Source organism: Marinobacter sp. X15-166B (assembly GCF_001752365.1).
Lineage (GTDB): Bacteria > Pseudomonadota > Gammaproteobacteria > Pseudomonadales > Oleiphilaceae > Marinobacter.
Map to the genome: position 1 here is coordinate 911682 of NZ_MEIY01000001.1, position 18057 is coordinate 929738.

The window sequence follows — 18057 nt, forward strand, 5'->3', positions numbered from 1 at the left end:
AAGGTACCCAACCATGTCAGATGTTCTGAGACGTCTCATCAACAGTGCGGAACCGCGCGCCGCCATCACCCCCCACGTCGGCATCATGACCCTGCATTTTCAGCTGTACGGGTGCGAGGATCTGAAAGCCAAACGCAAGGTGTTTGCGCCCCTGCGGGCCCTGTGGGGAAAAGAGTCCGATGTGGCGGTGGCCGAAACCGCCGACCAGGACGCCCTGGATTGCGCCACCTGGACCGTGGCGATTCTGGGCGGGTCCTCGCAGGCCATTGCACAGCGTCTTGACCTGCTCGAAAAAGCCATTGCCGAACGCATTGATGCCCCGGTCCTGGACATCCACAAGGAATTGCTCTGACTCGCATTGTTACCGGTCCGGTGCAGAGCGATTGTGGCACGCGTGCAGGTGAGCCCGTATACTACGCGTCCTCATGGGTGCCAGAATCCGGCTGGCCACAGGTAGTAGTAGGGTAGCTATGACCGACAAGAAAAAAACCGCCAAGGCCTCGCTCGAGACCATGTATCGCGTGTTCACGGTGCCTGAAGCACCGGATTCCACGCTGAGCAGGATTGACCAGGACATTTCCAGCAACCTTGCGGGCTTCCTGCAGGCGCACATTGTCGCGGTTGAGCGCGACCTGAGCGACGTTGAGAAAAATTTTTCCGACGCGGCCATTCCCGAAAAACCCGTTTTTGTGTCCGAGCAGGCCCAGTTCCTGATGGACAAGCTGGTGGCCAATTCGGTGCACACGGCCTCGCCCAGTTTCGTCGGCCACATGACCTCGGCACTGCCCTATTTCATGCTGCCGCTGTCCAAGATCATGATTGCCCTCAATCAGAATCTGGTTAAGACCGAAACTTCCAAGGCCTTCACGCCACTGGAGCGGCAGGTTCTCGGCATGATCCATCGACTGGTGTATCAGGAAGACCGGGCGTTCTATAAAAAATGGATGCACAACCCCCGCTATTCCCTCGGCGCCATGTGCTCCGGAGGCACCGTCGCCAACCTGACCGCCCTGTGGGTGGCCCGCAACCGGGCTTTCCCGGCGGAAGGCAGTTTCCGCGGACTCCATCAGGAGGGGCTGTTCCGGGCGCTGCGGTACTACGGCCACGAAGGTGCGGCCATTCTGGTGTCCAAGCGGGGGCACTATTCCCTGAGCAAAGCGGCGGACGTCTTGGGACTGGGGCGCGAATCCCTGATCAGCATCCCCACCGACGACGACAACAAAATTCTGACGGATGAGCTGCGCAATAAATGTCTGGAACTGCAGAAGCAAAAGATCAAGATCATTGCAATTTGCGGCATCGCCGGCACCACCGAGACCGGTAACATAGACCCGCTGGAGGCCATGGCGGATATTGCCCGGGAATTCAGCGCCCATTTCCACGTCGACGCCGCCTGGGGGGGACCGACGCTGTTCTCGCGCAGCTACGGTCATCTGCTTAACGGGATTGAGCAGGCCGACTCGGTGACTTTTGACGCCCACAAACAGCTGTATGTGCCCATGGGGGCGGGCCTGGTGGTCTTCCGGGATCCGGCCATGGCCAATGCCGTCGAGCACCACGCCCAGTACATCATCCGCAAAGGATCACGGGACCTCGGCAGCACCACTCTGGAAGGCTCTCGCCCCGGCATGGCCATGCTGATTCATTCCGGGCTCAAGATTCTGGCCCGCGAAGGCTACGAGATCCTGATCGATCAGGGAATAGAAAAAGCCCGCAATTTTGCCGAGATGATCGCCAGCGAGGCAGATTTCGAACTGGTCACCCGCCCGGAACTCAACATCCTGACCTACCGCTACTGCCCGGCTCCGGTGCAGCAGGCACTCCGCCAGGCCGACCCCCTTCAGGCTGAACGGATCAACACCAGCCTGAATCGCATCACCAAGTTTATCCAGAAAACCCAGCGGGAGCGTGGCAAAGCTTTCGTCTCCAGAACCCGTCTGGAGCCGGAGCTGCACCATCATTTTCCCTGCATCGTGTTCCGGGTGGTGCTGGCAAACCCGCTGACCACCCTGGATATACTGCGGGACATCCTCAGTGAGCAACGGGAGCTGGCGCAGGACCCGGAGATCGAGGACGAAATCAACATCCTGCATCAGCTGACCGCAGGCGCCACCGCAACCTCGCAACGCGCCGGCAAGCCCGGGTAACCGGGGCCTGCGGGCGTCACCGCCGGTGCGGTGCCCCGCTCAATACAACGCGGCTTCGTCGTCCAGCACTTCGTACAGAATTTCCAGAAACATGTGATCGGCTTCGCTCCAGTTTTCCGGAATCCGTACCGTGGTGTTGGCACTGATTTCCCGGGCGATCAATTCTTCGGCTCCGGGCTGGTTGCGATACTTGCGTGCAATCTCGACAGATTTTACCGCAACGGTCGGGTCGCTCAGCACCTTCTTGATAAACACCCGCAGTTCACTGATCACCCGCGCCTGACTACTCACTGTTACTGTGCTCATCTTGGTTCTCTCCACAAAGGTAATGCCACCAGGGCGGTCCACTCCATCACATCATAAAGCCGCGCAGGGCGTAAAACACCACCGCAGCCATCGCAGCAGAAGCCGGTACGGTAATCACCCAGGCCGCCACGATACGGGTCAGGTGTGAGCGCTTGACCAGCTCTTCCTTGTAAATTTTCTTCAGACGCTTGCGCTCTTTTTTCGACAATGGCAGTTCTTTTTTGTGTTTTTTAGCCCACTTCAGCAGCTTTTCCATTTCTTCCACGGTCGCATTGCGGAAATCGTCCAGGAAGGGTTTCAGGCTGGCGCGGCTCTCCTCATCGTGGTTTTCCATGATGGTGTGCAACTGGCTGGCGTAATTGGATTTGAGGTATTCACGCAAGAAGCCGACCCCGAAGACCCCGCCGAGGGCAATGTGGGTCGAACTGACCGGCAGCCCCAGCTGTGAGGCAATGATGACCGTAAGCGCCGCCGACAGGGCAATGCAGAAGGCTCTGGTTTTGTCGAGGTCGGTTATTTCCGAGCCCACGGTTTTGATCAGCCTGGGGCCAAACAGCATCAGTCCGACCGCCAACCCCAGCGCCCCGATCAACATCACCCATAAAGGAATGCTGGCCGAGGTCACCACCTTGCCGGCGGAGAGTGCGTCGTTAATGGCCGCCAGCGGACCGATGGCGTTGGCCACGTCGTTGGCGCCATGGGCGAAGCTGAGCATGGCGGCGGCGACGATCAACGGCCAGGTGAACAGCGTATTGACCCCTTCCGGGCTGTTTTCCATGGTGGACGAACGTTTGGCCACCAACATGCGCATGGCAAAAAACACCGCCACGGCCAAGCCCAGACCGACCAGAGCGGCGCCCACAAAATCGACCTTCACAATTTTCTTGACGCCCTTGAGCATCAGATAAGTGCCGAAGGCCCACGCCAGTACGGCCACCAACAAGGGCACAAACCGGCGTGCCGCCGGAATCAGGTCGTGACGATACAACACCGTGTGATTAATGAGGTACAGAAACAGCGCGGCGAACACCCCGCCCAGCACCGGCGAAATGACCCAACTGGCGGCGATGGCGCCCACCACGTGCCAGTTGGCAATCCCCCAACCCCCGGCGGCCACGCCTGCCCCCAGCACGCCCCCGACAATGGAGTGGGTGGTGGACACGGGCGCGCCCAACCAGGTGGCCAGATTCAGCCACAGAGCACCGGCCAGCAGCGCGGCGGTCATCAAGAAGACAAAATCCTGGGTGTCGGTCAGGCGATCGGCAGCAATGATGCCGTTCTTGATGGTTGAAACCACCTCGCCACCGGCGATCAGTGCGCCACCCGCCTCAAACACGCCCGCCAGCAACACCGCCGCACCGAGGGACAGGGCCCCGGACCCCACCGCCGGGCCCACGTTGTTAGCCACGTCGTTAGCGCCGATATTGATCGCCATGTAGCCGCCGATGACCGCCGCCGCCATCAATAACATGCCGTTGGGCATTTCGCTGCTCAACTGCCCTACGGTCAGCCAGATCCCCAGCAGGAAAAACAGACTAAAACCAATACGATACCGTTCCGTGGACCGACTGGAGAGGAGTGTATCAAGGTAACCTTTGGCCTTTGCCATATCAGAACCGCTCTCGTGCACTTTGAATCAAGGCGGCCACTATAATTTTTTTACCGCCAAAATGACAACCTGGTTCGATCCCCGACCGGCTCAACCCCGGGTCAAAACCGCGGTGCGCGGGGGCGTTTTCTGTCTCAATGGCTTTGCTGGCAGGCACTTGAGGCTCCTCAACGCAGACGCTACCATGTTGCCCGCAATTCATTTAATCAGGGCATGTTATGGCTTCCATCCAGATTCTAGTCGGCAGTGTCTACGGGGGGGCACTGCGCAGTGCCAACGCCATCAAAGCGGCACTCGAACAGCAAGGCCATAACGTGCAGGTGCTGGACAAGGCCAGCCTCGAGGACATCAGCAGCTCAGCGTGCCCGTTGCTCGTCTGCTCATCCACCACCGGACAGGGCGAGATCCCGCCCAACCTGTTGCCTTTTTACCTTAGTTTGCGCGAGCAACTGCCGCAACAACCCGGCCGCCCGTTTGGCGTGATCGTGTTTGGCGACAGTTCGTTTGGGGACACCTTCTGCGGGGCGGGCGAGTTGCTGGAAGAGGCCTTGCTTGAAACCGGCGCCCACAAAGTCGGCGATACCCTGCAAGTGGACGCCCTGGAGACCGTTGGCGCCGCGGCCACGGCTGAGGCGGTCGCCTGGGCAAGAAACTGGGTGTCCCTGATCTCCGTCTGAGCCCAGACCTGCCGCCCCCCCCTCAGGGCGCGGCCGCTCAGCCCCGCTTGCGGATCAACCCTTCCTGGGCGGCCGAGGCCACCAATACGCCTTCGCGGTTGAAGAAGGCGCCGCGGGTGAGACCGCGCCCGCCGGAGGCGCTGGGGCTGTCCTTGTCGTACAGCAGCCAGTCGTCGATGCGGAATTCCCGGTGGAACCACAGAGCGTGATCCAGGCTTGCAATCTGCATGTCCGGCACCAACAAGCTGCAGCCATGGGGTTTCAGTGAGGTCGCCAGCAAGGTGAAATCCGACAGGTACGCCAGCAGACAACGATGCAGGATCGGGTCATCGGGCAGCTCGCCCTGCACCCGGAGCCAGCTTTGCGCGTAAGGCGGCTTGACCTGAGGGTTGAGCGGATCCTGCGGCTCGGTGGTGCGGAATTCAATCGGTTGTTCCCGCTCCCATAGATGTCGCAGTTTTTCCGGCAGGCGGGAGGCCATCGGCTTGAACAGATCCTGGTCGGAGCGCAACGTGTCCAGCGGCGGTGCCTCGGGCATGTCAAACTGGTGCTCCAGACCCTGTTCCTCGATCTGCAACGACACCGCACAGGTCAGTATTTCACGCCCCTCCTGCCGGGCACTCACCCGCCGCACCGAAAAACTGCCGCCATCGCGCACCCGCTGGACTTCGTAATCCACCGGTAATCGGGGGTTACCCGGACGCAGAAAGTACGCATGCATGGAGTGGGGCATGCGGTCATCCACGGTGCGGGTCGCCGCCATCAGCGCCTGCCCCAGCACCTGCCCGCCGAAAAGATTCGGGAAACCGACGTCTTCACTGTCGCCCTGAAAGTGGTCACCACCGGTGGGTGATACGTCCAGCAACTCTACCAGTTTTCTGGTGACTTCCAGCATGCCTGCTCCTGCGTCAAGTAATTGGCCAAGGTGGAGAAAGTTCTACCGCAAGCGGCTGTAATTGGCAACGAAAACCCTCGACCTGCAATGGCATCAAGCCAGTTCAATCATTTCGAAGTCTTCTTTGCCGACGCCGCAATCCGGGCACAGCCAGTCCTCGGGTACGTCGTCCCAGGCGGTCCCCGGGGCAATCCCGTCTTCCGGCCAGCCCATAGCCTCATCGTAAATCCAGCCACACACTACACACTGCCACTTTTTCATCATCATGCTCCGAAATTGTTCACACGCTCAGTTCAATCAAAGCGCCCGTGCCGGCTGGTGCCAATGTCGGCACCTCCGGTCGGGCGGGCGCCCATGATACCCATCACGCCGGGCGAGACCAACGCCATCCGGGTTGCTGCCAGCTCCTTTTTGGGTCACTCCGCCAGCAAACCAGCCATCCGGGTGGAATTATGACCTCCCTAAGAGGCCTCGGCTTCGGTATAATGCGTCGTTTTACGACAGGATCCGACCGTTATGACCGATACCGTCGCCGAGATGAATCAGGTGTTTCAAGAGGCAGACTGCCTGGTAAATGAGCAGCAGATCGCGGCTGCCATACAGAATATGGCCAAAGCTATCACGGATCGATTAAAAGACCGCAATCCCTTGCTGTTTTGCGTGATGAACGGCGGCCTGATATTCACCGGCCAGCTGCTCACCCAGCTGCACTTCCCCGTGCAGGCGGAGTATCTGCACGCCAGCCGCTACCGCCAGGAAACGACCGGCGGCCTGCTGGAATGGAAACTGAAACCCGACGCCGACATAAAAGGACGCACCGTGCTGATCGTCGACGACATTCTCGATGAAGGCACCACGCTGGACGCCATCGCCGACTTTTGCCGCAGCCAGGGCGCAGCCGAGGTATTGACCGCCGTGCTGGTGGACAAGCAGCACGACCGCAAAGCGCGTCCGGATTTAAAAGCCGACTTCACCGGTGTGGAAGTTGAGGACCGTTTTCTGTTTGGCTATGGCATGGATTACAAGGGCTACTGGCGTAACGCACCGGGAATATATGCCGTCAAGGGTCTCTGAGGGCGGGCCTGGTCTGGCCATCCCCCGCACGGACTGGTACCCCTCTTTCGCCGCAGCAGGCCTGCATGGGTCGCTGCCTTACGAGGTGGCCCACGTGTGGTTGCAACAAACCGGCTCGCTGACGCGGGCCCTGCAACAGCGCTGCCAACAACGACTGCAGGTAGACGTGCGCGCTGAGGGCTTCGCCTTGCCGCGCCCCGATGAAGCCCGGGTGCTGAAAATTCCACCCCGCCAGACGGCCTGGATCCGGGAGGTGCAGCTGTGTGGCGACGGTGAGCCCTGGGTGCTGGCGCGCACGGTGATTCCCCAAGCGAGTTTAACCGGGTCCGGTCGCAGGCTGCGCCACCTGGGCCAGAAACCGCTGGGCAGCTACCTGTTCAGTCGCCGGGAATGGCGGCGCGGCCCCATCCTTCCGGGCCACTGCCACCCTGACCACGCCGCCCAGCCCAGTTATGCGCGGCGCTCCTGCTTTCAGACCCGTGGACACGCGCTGCTGGTCGCCGAGTACTTCCTGCCGGCCTTACTCAAGCGCTAAGCCCGGTGCCCACACCGCCCCCCCCCGACCTTACGCCACGGATTTCATTGGCTATAATCCGGGGTTCATCCGTCACCCAGAGCGCTTTGCCATGTTCACGATGCCCGCCACCATGTCAGTTCGTCTCAAAGACTACGCCACCCTGCTGAGGCTCGACCGTCCCATCGGCGCGTTGCTGTTGTTGTGGCCCACCTACTGGGCCCTGTGGCTGGCGGCGGAAGGCCTCCCCAGCCTGGTCAATCTGATTATTTTCACCCTGGGCGTATTTCTCATGCGTGCCGCCGGCTGCGCCATCAACGATTTTGCCGACCGGGACATCGACCGCCACGTCAAACGCACCAAAGACCGCCCCCTGACCTCCGGCCGGGTCCACCCGCGAGAAGCGGTCGCCCTGTTTGTTGGGCTGGCGTTGCTGGCCTTCGTGCTGGTGGTTGTGTTTACCAACCGGCTCACTCTGTACCTGTCGTTCGGCGGCCTGCTGCTGGCGTTTATTTATCCCTTCATGAAACGCTACACCCACCTGCCCCAGCTGTTTCTGGGTGCCGCTTTCTCCTGGGCCATCCCCATGGCCTGGGCGGCAGAAACCGGCGAGGTGAGCCAACTGGCCTGGCTGCTGTTCACCGCCAACCTGTTGTGGACGGTGGCCTACGACACCCTGTATGCCATGGTCGACCGGGATGACGATTTGAAAATCGGCGTCAAATCTACCGCCATCCTGTTCGGCGACGGCGACCGCGCAATCATCGCGATGCTGCAGGCTTTGGTGGTTCTGGTGCTGATCCTCGCCGGCAGGCAGGCTGAACTGGGCAGTTTCTACTACCTTGGGGTGGCGGCCATGGCCTCGCTGTTTGTCTACCAGCAGCATTTGGCCCGGTTTCGCAGCCGCGAGGGGTGCTTCCAGGCATTTCTGAACAACAACTGGGCGGGATTGGCTGTCTTCATTGGCCTGTTGGTGGACACGCTGCTCTGAGTCGCGGTGGGACTGTCATACAGCTGTCACATTGGACGGGTGTAATACCACTGCAATAAAACTCGATGTAATACAGGGTTGTGCCATGACTGGAAAAACCGTGCTGATTGTGGACGACGAAGCGCCGATCCGCGAAATGATCACCGTCGCCCTGGAGATGGCGGGCTATCATTGCCTGGCAGCGGCCGATGCGCGGGAAGCCCACGCGCTGATCATTGATCACCGGCCCGATCTGGTGTTGCTGGACTGGATGCTGCCGGGTACCAGCGGGATCGAACTGGCCCGCCGGCTCAAACAAACGGACACCACCGCAGAACTGCCCATCATCATGCTGACGGCCAAGGCGGACGAGGACAACAAGGTCCAGGGCCTGGAAGTCGGCGCCGACGATTACCTCACCAAACCCTTCTCCCCCCGGGAACTGGTCGCCCGCCTGCAAGCGGTGTTGCGGCGGACCACCCCCCCGGGCATCGACACCCCGGTGGCAGCAGGCGGCCTCACCCTCGACCCGGGCGGCCATCGGGTCACCACCGCACACGGGGAGCTTTCTTTGGGGCCGACAGAATTCCGCCTGTTGCAGTTTTTCATGACCCACCAGGAACGGGTCTACTCCCGGGCGCAATTGCTGGACCGGGTGTGGGGTGGCAACGTGTATGTGGAAGAGCGCACCGTTGATGTGCATATTCGCCGCCTGCGCAAAGCCCTCGGTGACGATCACAGCCACTTGGTGCAGACGGTGCGCGGTGCGGGTTACCGTTTCTCGACGCGAACCTCCTGATGCATTACAGCCTGTTACGGTATCTGCGCCGGATCCTCGTTTTCTTGCTGATCACCACTGGGCTCGGCGTGCTTGTTGACCAGCCTCTGGCCGGATTAACGGCAGGGTTGGCGGTCTATCTGGGGTGGTCATTGCTGCAGGTTGGCAAGTTGCATCGCTGGTTGCACCACAGCCACAGCACCGCCCCCGAAAGTGTGGGTCTGTGGGGCGACATATTTGACCGCCTGCACAAGCAGCAGCAGCGCCACAAGCGCACCCGCGACCGTCTGGTGGAGCAACTCAGCCGGATTCAGGAGTCCACCAATTCCATGCGTGACGGGGTCGTGATGACCGATGCCAAAGGCGCTCTGGAATGGTGGAACGGGGCCGCCGAACACCTGCTGGGGTTTCAGCACCCCGGTGACCGGGGGCAGTACATCCACAACCTGATTCGCACCCCCAGCTTCAAAGCCTATTTCGATGCCTGCGATTACCGGGAGCCCCTGGCCATGCACTCGCCTGCCCGCCCCCATTTGCATCTGCTGGTGCAAATCAGCCTGTTCGGGGACGGCGAGCGGCTGATCATGGCCAGGGATGTCACCCGCTTGCATCAGCTTGAACAAATGCGCCGCGATTTTGTTGCCAATGTGTCCCACGAGCTGCGCACCCCGCTCACCGTGATCAGTGGTTATCTGGAAACCTTGCGCGATCATGGGGACGACCTGCCGCCCCCCTGGCAGCGCGCGCTGACCACCATGACGCAGCAGTCGGCGCGGATGGAAGCGCTGGTTGCGGATCTGATCCTGCTGTCCAAAATAGAAACCGGCGAACACACGCTGACCGACCGGGTGATGGATGTGCGTGCCCTGCTGGAAGACCTGTGTCGCGACGGCCAGGCCCTGAGTGGCGACCAGCAGCATCGGTTCAACCTCGACATCGCCGGACCCTGCGAGCTGAGAGGGGATGAAAGCCAACTGACCAGTGCGTTTTCGAATCTGATCTTCAACGCCGTGAACTACACCCCCGCCAAGGGGCGGATCACGGTGCGCTGGTACACGGACCGCGACGGGGCGCATTTATCCGTGAGCGACACCGGTGTCGGTGTCGACCCGGTGCATATCCCCCGGCTGACCGAGCGCTTTTACCGGGCCGACCCCAGTCGTCATCAGGGCAGCGGCGGTACGGGCCTCGGGCTGGCCATTGTGAAGCACGCCCTGCTGAACCACGACGGCCATCTGGAGATCAACAGCCAACCCGGAGCCGGCAGCACTTTTACCTGCCACTTCCCCCCGCACCGTCTGGTGGCCCGAGGTGCCGACTAGGCCGGCCCGACGCGCCAGCCCCGCACGCCAGTTGTCGCCGGCGGCGGCCTTACTGATTTGTCATTACCTGCCGTTCAGATAGGCGTTCAAAGCGCTGCAAAACACGCTACCATGGGGCCTGACGATTCTTGCACCGTGACGTGAGGTTCCTGTGACATCCATACTTACCCGGCGCCTTCGGCGTCCTGTTGTTTCCCGCTGGCAGGCGGTCGCTGGCCTCGCCGGATTGCTGATGGTCCCTTTCGCACAGGCAGCACCGACTGCCGATTTCGGTCAATGCGTGGCCGACCTGAAAACCCGGGCAATCAGCAACGGCGTTTCTCCCCAGGTCGCCGAAGACGTGCTCAGCCAGGTTGCCCACCTGGATCGGGTCATCGAGCTGGACCGGCGGCAACCCGAGTTCACCACGACCTTCGCGGACTATCTGAACCGGCGTGTCAACAAACGCCGAATCGAACAAGGCCGCAAACTGTTGCAGGAGCATGACGAGTTGCTGGCCCGGGTGAGCGCACAAACCGGTGTGCCGCCCGCTTACCTGCTCGCCTTCTGGGGGCTGGAAACCAACTACGGCAGCTACTTTGGCCGCATGTCGGTGCCCAGTTCCCTGGCCACCCTGGCCTGCGACGGCCGTCGTGGCCACTATTTTACCTCGGAACTGATCGCGGCCTTACAGATCATCGAGGAAGGCGCCATCGCCCCGGAATCCATGGAGGGCTCCTGGGCCGGCGCTATGGGTCACGTGCAATTCATGCCATCGGTGTTCTTGCGCTACGCCGTGGATGCCGACGGGGACGGCCGCCGCGATCTGTGGAACAGTCTGCCTGACGCCCTGATGTCCGCCGGCAATTTTCTCAACAGTCTGGGGTGGGACGGCGATTACCGCTGGGGACGTGAAGTGCTGTTGCCGCCGGGGTTCGATTACGCCGTTGCGGGAGGCGAGAAACGCTCCCTCCGCGCATGGCGCGAGCTGGGGGTGAAGGACGCGTTCGGCCAGGCGCTGGCGGACGACGACATTCAGGCCGCCCTGATCGTGCCCGCCGGCCATCGCGGGCCCGCGTTTCTGGCCTACCACAATTTCAATGTCATCATGGGCTGGAACCGTTCCGAATTTTACGCCATTGCGGTGGGCCATCTGGCCGATCGCATTGCCGGAGCCGGCGGCCTGACCAATCCACCGCCGACCGACACCCCGGCGCTGAGTCGCGACACCATTGAACGCTTGCAAGCCACTCTCACCGAGCAAGGCTTCGCTGCCGGCAACGCCGACGGCATCCTCGGCCCTGCCACCCGGCAGGCCATCCGCAGCTTCCAGCGCGCCAACCGGCTGACCGCAGACGGTTACCCGGACCGGGCCTTGCTCGACGCGCTGGGCGTCATGGCAGAGGCTGACTGATGCGGCTCGATTATTTTGTGGCCAACGCCTCGCCGCTGTCACGCAAGGAAGCCCGGGTGGCGATCCGCAGCAAGCGGGTGCGCATCGGTGACCAGGTGTGCCGCAAAGCCGCCACCCATCTGGCCCCCACCGACCAGGTCAGTCTCGATGGTGAGCTGCTCACCTTGCCGGAAGAGCGCTATATCATGCTGCACAAGCCTGCCGGGGTGGTCAGCGCCACCACCGATCCGCAACACGTGACCGCGTTGAGTTTGTTACCTGCCCAGTGGCGCAGCAAGCTGCATCTGGTCGGGCGACTTGACCTGGACACCACCGGCCTGCTGTTGCTCACCACCGATGGGCACTGGTCGCATCGTATTACCTCCCCCAGACGTGCGTGCCCCAAGACCTATAGGGTGGGGCTCGCCGCCCCCCTGGAAGAATCGGCGGCCAGACACTTGACTCAAGGCGTCCTGTTGAAAGGTGACCCCCGGCCCACTCAGCCCGCACAGCTGACGCCGGTGTCGGCGACGGTTATCGATCTGACCATCACCGAGGGGCGTTATCATCAGGTGAAGCGCATGCTGGCGGCGGTGGGGAACCATGTCGTTTCGCTGCACCGCCGGCGCATCGGGGATATCTGGCTGGACCCGTCGCTCGCACCCGGAGAATTCCGCGACCTGAGCCCCGACGAAGTATCCAGTTTCGCCGGGGATGCCGGGGTCACAGCCGCTCGAAGCGCTGGGCCTTGAGGTTCTTGTGCACCGAGTGGGCGGTAAACACTTCACCGTTCATGGCGATATACACCCCCGCGGGCAGCAGCTTGACCGCGGCGGTCGCAAAACCCAGATTGAAGACCGCGTCGCTCCGGCGCATCCGCGCCGGTTGCATGGAGCCCAGCAGCACCACCGTCTTGTCCGGATTCTGGGTCGGTTCCAACGCCTTGTACTCCGCCATTCGAGCGGTTATGGCCTGCGCTGTCTGCACCATGGTGTCGGTCCCGTGGGTGATCAGCATCCATCGGTGCGGACTGGCAATCACTGCGGTGGCAATGCGCTCACGGTCCTCATCGGTCATTTCCAGGCTGTCTTTACGCAGTAACCCGGTGATCACATAGTCATCGTTTATGTTGGCTTCCGCCAGCAATTCGGGCACCAGACTGTCACCGATCTCAAATTCGCTGTTGGCATCGAAGTAGACCTTGTCGATGGTGCCACCCGTGGTCACAATTTCTATCATTGCGTTACCTTTTGCGCCGCATACTGAAGATTCTTACTTTGCTCGTAGGCTTTGGCCGCCGCCGCAACCTGGCCGGATTCGCCGCTTGCCAGCCAGCGCCGGATGCGACCGGCATCCCCCAGCGGGGAGCGGGTTCCCAGCGAGTCCAGCAACACCGTGATCACGGGTTTGCCATTCATGTCCGCCACCATCACCAGGCAGCGTCCCGCGGCCTTCAGGTAGCCGGTTTTACTCAGGCGCACATCCCAGTTGCCCCGGTGCACCAGTACATTGGTGTTGCCAAACGCCAGATCGTAGCGGGGCTGACGGAAACGTGCGGTAAAATACCCGGTGGTGGAGTATTCCATGATCGCCGGGTACGCCAGCGCCGCTTCCACCAGCCGCACCAGATCGGCGGCGGTGGAGCGGTTGTGCGCCGACAGCCCGGTCGGATCGACAAAACGGGTCTGGGTCATGCCCAGCGCCCGGGCCTGGTCATTCATGGCAGTGACAAACGCGTCGTACCCACCGGGGTGGTGGCGGGCCAGCGTGTAAGCAGCAAAGTTTTCCGACGACATGAGTGCAATACGCAGGATGTCAGCCCGTGACAGGGTTGAGCCCACCCGAATGCGGGTGTAAGCGTTCGCTGCCGCTTCCTTGTGCCGTGGATAAAACTCCAGCCGCTCCGACAGTGGCGCACCGGAATTCATCACCACCAGCGCGGTCATCAGTTTGGTGATGGACGCCACCGGCACCGGGCGTTGCGCATTTTTGCCGTACATCAGGGTCTGTGCGCCCACTTCGGCCACCGCCGCCTGCACAGAAGCGAGATTCGGCCCGGCAGTCTGCGCCAGAACCTGAGGGATGAGTAACACCCCCAACACCACTGCCAACCACCCTCTAAATGCTATCACCGACACTCCCGTTCCCTTACCCTGCGCACTGACATGATTCCCAGGCGCGAACCCATTGTGCCGCTACTATACCAGTGCCGGCCGGGCGGTGCGCCGGTATAATGGGCCCTTTGCAAGCGTCCGTTTCACTTGCTCAGCCCTGCCGGGGGTCGGTCGCTGCCACCTTGGTGTTACTGCTGTTGGCATCCCGGAACTCCAGCAACGTTTGCAGACCGTCAAAGCTGACCACCTGGCGAAAGTCGAGCCAGTCCACCAGACAAAACAGACACATGGCCGGGTAGTCCCAGCGGCTGAATTGCCCCTGGGTCACGGCATCCGCCAACACCTGCAAGGTGGTTTGCAGGCGTTCACGCTGCAGTCGATAAAAGAGCACATCCTGCCCGACCTCCAGTCCCGATCGTTTGGACAGCAGTAAAATGACCGCGGCATCGTTGGCGGCATCGATCACGGTGAGCTGATTTTCCTGTTCCCAGGTCAAGGTTGCCGCGCCTGCCAGGGCGCTCAGGTAGCGGGCGATCACCCGCGAGTCATAGATATGCCGGGCCCCGTCAATCAATACGGGAACCTTCAAGACGGGGCTGCAGCGCCGCAAGTGGTCACGGCCCTCGTCGTAGATGTCCAGATCAACAAATTCGTACTGCGTCTCACCCAGCAACAGGCGAATGCGCCGCACGTAGGGAGACGTGGTGGAACCGATGAGTTTCATACAACCTCCTATAGTGGCCGGGACGTCTGCCGCACCGCGGCTGCTTGAACATTGAAGTTTAGCGCTCATGCCGCCCCCTGCCCAATACCGGTGTTGATGCCGGTCAGCGTGCCTGACGGCCACCCGCCAGACACAAAAAAAGGCAGCCGAGGCTGCCTTTCTTGAAGTGCTGTTGTCTGCTACTTACAGAGCAACAACGTTCTCCGCCTGAGGTCCTTTTTGGCCCTGGGTGACGGTGAACTCGACCTGCTGGCCTTCAGCCAGAGTTTTGAACCCTGAACCCTGGATGGCGCTGAAGTGAACGAAAACGTCCGGGCCGCCTTCGCGAGTGATGAAACCAAAACCTTTTGCTTCGTTGAAGAACTTAACGGTACCGGTAGTAGTAGACATACTATGAATATTCCTGCAATCAATCATTTATCTGCCGCCACTGCATGTGGACAGCGTTTACGGAAATACAGTACTCGCGGAATCAAAAACAGGACGGTGCACGGCATACTACAGCGGTATACGTCTTATTCATGAACTGCTTTGCTGAATTTCTCCTACAAGACCGACTCTACTATTAGTTGCCGGGCTTGCCAAGTGTATTTTTTAAGCGATAAGTACAGTTACACAGTGTGCCGATTCTCTGCTCAGCCCCGCAGCAAACTGAAGGTATAGAGCCCCAGCGCCACCATCAGCAGGGTGCCGGCCACGTGAACCAGACCGCCTGCCAAGGCCGCCATCCATTTGCCGTTCTGGATGGCGGCAAACATTTCCAGCGAAAAGGTGGAGAAGGTGGTCAAGGCCCCGCACAGCCCCGTGATGGCAAACAACCGCCACTCGGGGGCCAGCGCACTTGGCCCACTGAAATAGCCAATCAGCAACCCGGCCAGCCAACTGCCCAGCAGGTTGGCCAGCAAGGTGCCCAGAGGCACCATTTGCTGCTCACTGTTGAGCCACAGACTCAGGGCCCAACGGGCATTAGCGCCCACCGCAGCCCCCAGACTGACCGCACACACCGACAGCCACACAGGGGCGCCCTAGCGGTCGCTGGCGTGGTGGACGACGGTGTCTTTGTTGTGCGCAAAAGCGTCGAAGGCAAAATCATCCACGGTCAGCATGTTCAACACCTTTTCCTCATAGCGGGCCATAAATTCGGCTTCTTCCGCGCTGAATACCTGCGCCTGCTGCGCCGCCGCAAAGCGTTGTTCGGGGTGCAGCGCGTCCATCGGCAACTCGCCCTGAGCGTAGGCTTTGGCGACCTTGCGGTACAGCGATTCGGCGTGCTCGTAGTCGCTCAACAACTCATTGTAGCGGGCGATCGGATTATCGACCGCTCCGTTGTCGTCGGTCCAGATGCCCGCCGTCAATTTGGCCCGCAGCGGCGTATCGGTGGAGATGGCCCCGGCCAGCACCCGGGTCAGGTCGTCATGGGGTTCGGGCCAGCGGCGGCCGAGGGGCAAGGTGATGGCCCGCAGTGCCCAGGCCAGCGGCCGGTTGGGTAGATTTTGCAGGAATCCGTCCAACGCGACTTCCACCCGGTGCAGCAGTAACGCCAGACTGTACTCCATCAATTCACACTCTTTGCCCACCGGTTCTGCTTCGTACCAGTTTTTCAGCACCATGGAGCTCAGGTACAGATTCGACAACATGTCACCCAGGCGGGCCGAAATCAGCTCCCGCATCTTGAGCTCCGCCCCCAGGGTGGTCATGGCCGCATCGGCGCATAACCCGAAAGCGGCGCTGAAGCGAGCCACAGCCCGGGCGTAACGTCCGGCCACACCCCCAAAGGGCACGTCGGCCATGCCCAGACCCAGGGCCTGGGTGAAGGCACGGGCGGCGTTGCCGAAGACCAGACCGGCGTGACCGAAAAAGGCCTCATCAAAGGCGTGGATATCGTCGTTTTCTTTGGCCGCCAGTTCCTTGAGCACATACGGGTGGCAGCGGATGGCCCCCTGACCGAAGATCATCAGGCTGCGGGTCATGATGTTGGCGCCTTCCACGGTAATCGACACCGCGGATCCGCTGTAGCTGACGCCCAGATAATTGCGGGGCCCCAGGGTCACGGTTTTGCCGCCGTGGACATCCATGGCATCGGTCAGCACACGGCGCTGCATCTCGGTCAGGTGGTATTTCAGGATGGCCGATGGCACTGCCGGCTGCTCGCCGTGATCCACCATGTTGGCGGTCTGATTGACCGCCGCCTGGGCGATATAGGTGTGCGCCGCAATCCGTGCCAGCGCTTCCTGCACCCCTTCCATCTCCGCCACCGGCGCATTGAACTGGCGGCGGATGCGGGTATAGCCCCCCGCCGTTGCGAGCGCATAGGCGGCGGTACCGGCTGCACCCGAGGGCAGTGTGATGCTGCGCCCCACCGAAAGGCACTCCACCAGCATGCGCCACCCCTGCCCCGCCATTTCCTGCCCACCGATGATGAAGTCCAGCGGGATGAACACATCTTTGCCGACAATCGGCCCGTTCATGAACGGACTGCCGACCGGGCAATGGCGACGGCCAATCTCCATGCCGTCAGTGTCGCGCGGGATCAGCGCGCAGGTGATACCGTAATCTTTGGTGTCCCCCAGCAACCCGTCCGGATCGAACATGCGAAAGGCCAGGCCCACTACGGTGGCGACCGGGGCCAGGGTGATCCAGCGCTTTTCGAAATTCAGCCGCAGCCCCAAAACTTCCTTGCCGTCGAACTCCCCCCTGCAGACAATGCCGGTGTCCGGCAGGGCGGTGGCGTCGGAGCCGGCACGGGGACCGGTCAATCCGAAACAGGGAATCTCACGGCCATCGGCCAGGCGCGGCAGGTAATGTTGTTTCTGTTCTTCGGTGCCGTATTTCACCAGCAACTCGCCGGGACCCAAGGAGTTGGGCACCCCTACGGTGACCATCAGGGTTTCGTTCACGGAGAGTTTCTGCAGCACCGCCGATTGCGCCTTGGCGGAAAAGCCCAATCCACCGTACTCTTTGGGAATGATCATGCCGAAGAATTTTTCCTGCTTCAGAAACTCCCATAACTCCGGAGGCAGGTCGGCCCGTTCAAAGGCAATATCCCAAGCGTTGCACATGCCTGCGGCGGTGGCACATTGCGTGTCGACGAACGCCTGTTCTTCTGCGGTCAGACCGGTATTGCGGTTAATCAACAAGTTATGCCAGTCAGGGCGGCCGGTAAACAGTTGCCCGTCCCAGCCCACGGTGCCGGCTTCAAGCGCGGTTCTTTCCGTATCGGACACCTTGGGCGCCACTTTCTTGAATAATGCAAACACCCGGGGGGTCAACCAACTCTGACGAAACCCAGGCAGACCTGCTGCCGCGGTGATCGCCGCACCGATGAACAAGATCAGTGCCAGCATGCCAGAGGCGAATATCAGCGACGCGAGTCCGACAACGACCATTACCGTGATCGCCTGCTTTGCGCCGCCTTCCTGGCGCATCACCACCAATAACCCTGCAATGGCAATTAACAACAGTATCAGCGTCATCATAAACTCTCTTTGTCATTCATGGGTAAACCGTTGCTCAACTTCAATTCGTTACGTGCAAACTACATGATTGGCTGCAACC

General features: G+C 61.1%; 20 protein-coding genes. 10 read left to right on the plus strand and 10 right to left on the minus strand.

Going from position 1 to position 18057, the window contains the following annotated elements; genetic code table 11:
- Positions 1-13: 13 nt before the first annotated feature.
- Together BG841_RS04330 and panP are read left to right on the plus strand one after the other, a co-directional pair.
- Positions 14-352 carry a DUF503 domain-containing protein gene (locus BG841_RS04330; protein ID WP_070056529.1) on the plus strand — a complete coding sequence of 113 codons (339 nt, stop codon included), beginning with the start codon at positions 14-16 and terminating at the stop codon, positions 350-352.
- Positions 353-470: 118 nt separating this feature from the next.
- Positions 471-2147: a pyridoxal-dependent aspartate 1-decarboxylase PanP gene (panP, locus tag BG841_RS04335; RefSeq protein WP_070056530.1), complete on the plus strand. Its 1677-nt coding sequence runs from the start codon at positions 471-473 to the stop codon at positions 2145-2147.
- A 39-nt stretch (positions 2148-2186) separates the two neighbouring features.
- On the opposite strand, the gene BG841_RS04340 is transcribed toward panP, so the two are convergent.
- Positions 2187-2453 (minus strand): hypothetical protein, encoded by a 267-nt coding sequence (locus tag BG841_RS04340; protein WP_070056531.1) that lies wholly within the window; start codon positions 2451-2453, stop codon positions 2187-2189.
- Positions 2454-2499: 46 nt separating this feature from the next.
- A complete protein-coding gene (locus tag BG841_RS04345) occupies positions 2500-4062 on the minus strand; it encodes an inorganic phosphate transporter (RefSeq protein ID WP_070056532.1) in 1563 nt (520 codons plus the stop codon).
- A 218-nt stretch (positions 4063-4280) separates the two neighbouring features.
- Here BG841_RS04345 and BG841_RS04350 point away from each other — a divergent pair, with 218 nt between their 5' ends.
- Positions 4281-4739 carry a flavodoxin domain-containing protein gene (locus tag BG841_RS04350; RefSeq protein WP_070056533.1) on the plus strand — a complete coding sequence of 153 codons (459 nt, stop codon included), beginning with the start codon at positions 4281-4283 and terminating at the stop codon, positions 4737-4739.
- A gap of 37 nt (positions 4740-4776) precedes the next feature.
- Here BG841_RS04350 and BG841_RS04355 read toward each other — a convergent pair whose 3' ends face one another.
- A complete protein-coding gene (locus tag BG841_RS04355) occupies positions 4777-5634 on the minus strand; it encodes an acyl-CoA thioesterase (protein ID WP_070056534.1) in 858 nt (285 codons plus the stop codon).
- A gap of 93 nt (positions 5635-5727) precedes the next feature.
- Positions 5728-5895, minus strand: a complete 168-nt coding sequence (rd, locus tag BG841_RS04360) for a rubredoxin (RefSeq protein WP_070058681.1) — start codon at positions 5893-5895, stop codon at positions 5728-5730.
- A 255-nt stretch (positions 5896-6150) separates the two neighbouring features.
- Here rd and BG841_RS04365 point away from each other — a divergent pair, with 255 nt between their 5' ends.
- From BG841_RS04365 to BG841_RS04395, 7 genes are all read left to right on the plus strand, one after another.
- Positions 6151-6708, plus strand: coding sequence for a hypoxanthine-guanine phosphoribosyltransferase (locus tag BG841_RS04365; RefSeq protein WP_070056535.1), 558 nt, complete (start codon positions 6151-6153; stop codon positions 6706-6708).
- Positions 6689-7243 carry a chorismate--pyruvate lyase family protein gene (locus BG841_RS04370; RefSeq protein WP_070056536.1) on the plus strand — a complete coding sequence of 185 codons (555 nt, stop codon included), beginning with the start codon at positions 6689-6691 and terminating at the stop codon, positions 7241-7243. The genes BG841_RS04365 and BG841_RS04370 overlap by 20 nt, the downstream gene beginning before the upstream one ends.
- 112 nt (positions 7244-7355) lie before the next feature.
- The gene (ubiA, locus tag BG841_RS04375; protein WP_228141596.1) at positions 7356-8213 is read left to right on the plus strand and encodes a 4-hydroxybenzoate octaprenyltransferase; all 858 of its coding nucleotides are present in this window, start codon (positions 7356-7358) and stop codon (positions 8211-8213) included.
- A gap of 85 nt (positions 8214-8298) precedes the next feature.
- Positions 8299-8991, plus strand: a complete 693-nt coding sequence (gene phoB, locus BG841_RS04380) for a phosphate regulon transcriptional regulator PhoB (RefSeq protein ID WP_070056538.1) — start codon at positions 8299-8301, stop codon at positions 8989-8991.
- Positions 8991-10292: a phosphate regulon sensor histidine kinase PhoR gene (gene phoR / locus BG841_RS04385; RefSeq protein WP_070056539.1), complete on the plus strand. Its 1302-nt coding sequence runs from the start codon at positions 8991-8993 to the stop codon at positions 10290-10292. Before phoB ends, phoR begins: the two co-directional genes overlap by 1 nt.
- 151 nt (positions 10293-10443) lie before the next feature.
- On the plus strand, positions 10444-11685 hold the full coding sequence (locus tag BG841_RS04390; protein WP_416202613.1) for a lytic murein transglycosylase: 1242 nt from the start codon (positions 10444-10446) through the stop codon (positions 11683-11685).
- Entirely contained in the window at positions 11685-12416 is a 732-nt protein-coding gene (locus tag BG841_RS04395; protein WP_070056540.1) for a pseudouridine synthase, read from the plus strand. The genes BG841_RS04390 and BG841_RS04395 overlap by 1 nt, the downstream gene beginning before the upstream one ends.
- Here the strand turns inward: BG841_RS04395 and BG841_RS04400 are convergent.
- The 6 genes from BG841_RS04400 to BG841_RS04425 all read right to left on the minus strand — a co-directional run bounded on the left by BG841_RS04400 (position 12388) and on the right by BG841_RS04425 (position 17975).
- Positions 12388-12903 carry an asparaginase domain-containing protein gene (locus tag BG841_RS04400; RefSeq protein ID WP_070056541.1) on the minus strand — a complete coding sequence of 172 codons (516 nt, stop codon included), beginning with the start codon at positions 12901-12903 and terminating at the stop codon, positions 12388-12390. The genes BG841_RS04395 and BG841_RS04400 overlap by 29 nt on opposite strands.
- The gene (pbpG, locus tag BG841_RS04405) at positions 12900-13796 is read right to left on the minus strand and encodes a D-alanyl-D-alanine endopeptidase (protein ID WP_141737056.1); all 897 of its coding nucleotides are present in this window, start codon (positions 13794-13796) and stop codon (positions 12900-12902) included. The genes BG841_RS04400 and pbpG overlap by 4 nt, the downstream gene beginning before the upstream one ends.
- A gap of 133 nt (positions 13797-13929) precedes the next feature.
- Positions 13930-14502: a glutathione S-transferase family protein gene (locus tag BG841_RS04410; protein ID WP_070056542.1), complete on the minus strand. Its 573-nt coding sequence runs from the start codon at positions 14500-14502 to the stop codon at positions 13930-13932.
- Positions 14503-14685: 183 nt separating this feature from the next.
- On the minus strand, positions 14686-14892 hold the full coding sequence (locus BG841_RS04415; RefSeq protein WP_070056543.1) for a cold-shock protein: 207 nt from the start codon (positions 14890-14892) through the stop codon (positions 14686-14688).
- A 245-nt stretch (positions 14893-15137) separates the two neighbouring features.
- Positions 15138-15518 carry a fluoride efflux transporter CrcB gene (gene crcB, locus BG841_RS04420; protein WP_070056544.1) on the minus strand — a complete coding sequence of 127 codons (381 nt, stop codon included), beginning with the start codon at positions 15516-15518 and terminating at the stop codon, positions 15138-15140.
- Positions 15519-15527: 9 nt separating this feature from the next.
- A complete protein-coding gene (locus BG841_RS04425; protein ID WP_198929209.1) occupies positions 15528-17975 on the minus strand; it encodes an acyl-CoA dehydrogenase in 2448 nt (815 codons plus the stop codon).
- Positions 17976-18057 lie beyond the last annotated feature (82 nt).

Coding starts and splice junctions, on each gene's coding strand:
- BG841_RS04410 (WP_070056542.1), bottom strand. CDS start 14,502: ATGAAACTCATCGGTTCCACCACGTCTCCCTACGTGCGGCGCATTCGC.
- BG841_RS04365 (WP_070056535.1), top strand. CDS start 6,151: ATGACCGATACCGTCGCCGAGATGAATCAGGTGTTTCAAGAGGCAGAC.
- BG841_RS04355 (WP_070056534.1), bottom strand. CDS start 5,634: ATGCTGGAAGTCACCAGAAAACTGGTAGAGTTGCTGGACGTATCACCC.
- BG841_RS04395 (WP_070056540.1), top strand. CDS start 11,685: ATGCGGCTCGATTATTTTGTGGCCAACGCCTCGCCGCTGTCACGCAAG.
- BG841_RS04425 (WP_198929209.1), bottom strand. CDS start 17,975: ATGACGCTGATACTGTTGTTAATTGCCATTGCAGGGTTATTGGTGGTG.
- phoB (WP_070056538.1), top strand. CDS start 8,299: ATGACTGGAAAAACCGTGCTGATTGTGGACGACGAAGCGCCGATCCGC.
- BG841_RS04400 (WP_070056541.1), bottom strand. CDS start 12,903: ATGATAGAAATTGTGACCACGGGTGGCACCATCGACAAGGTCTACTTC.
- panP (WP_070056530.1), top strand. CDS start 471: ATGACCGACAAGAAAAAAACCGCCAAGGCCTCGCTCGAGACCATGTAT.
- ubiA (WP_228141596.1), top strand. CDS start 7,356: ATGTCAGTTCGTCTCAAAGACTACGCCACCCTGCTGAGGCTCGACCGT.
- BG841_RS04330 (WP_070056529.1), top strand. CDS start 14: ATGTCAGATGTTCTGAGACGTCTCATCAACAGTGCGGAACCGCGCGCC.
- rd (WP_070058681.1), bottom strand. CDS start 5,895: ATGAAAAAGTGGCAGTGTGTAGTGTGTGGCTGGATTTACGATGAGGCT.
- BG841_RS04370 (WP_070056536.1), top strand. CDS start 6,689: ATGCCGTCAAGGGTCTCTGAGGGCGGGCCTGGTCTGGCCATCCCCCGC.
- phoR (WP_070056539.1), top strand. CDS start 8,991: ATGCATTACAGCCTGTTACGGTATCTGCGCCGGATCCTCGTTTTCTTG.
- BG841_RS04340 (WP_070056531.1), bottom strand. CDS start 2,453: ATGAGCACAGTAACAGTGAGTAGTCAGGCGCGGGTGATCAGTGAACTG.
- BG841_RS04415 (WP_070056543.1), bottom strand. CDS start 14,892: ATGTCTACTACTACCGGTACCGTTAAGTTCTTCAACGAAGCAAAAGGT.
- BG841_RS04350 (WP_070056533.1), top strand. CDS start 4,281: ATGGCTTCCATCCAGATTCTAGTCGGCAGTGTCTACGGGGGGGCACTG.
- BG841_RS04345 (WP_070056532.1), bottom strand. CDS start 4,062: ATGGCAAAGGCCAAAGGTTACCTTGATACACTCCTCTCCAGTCGGTCC.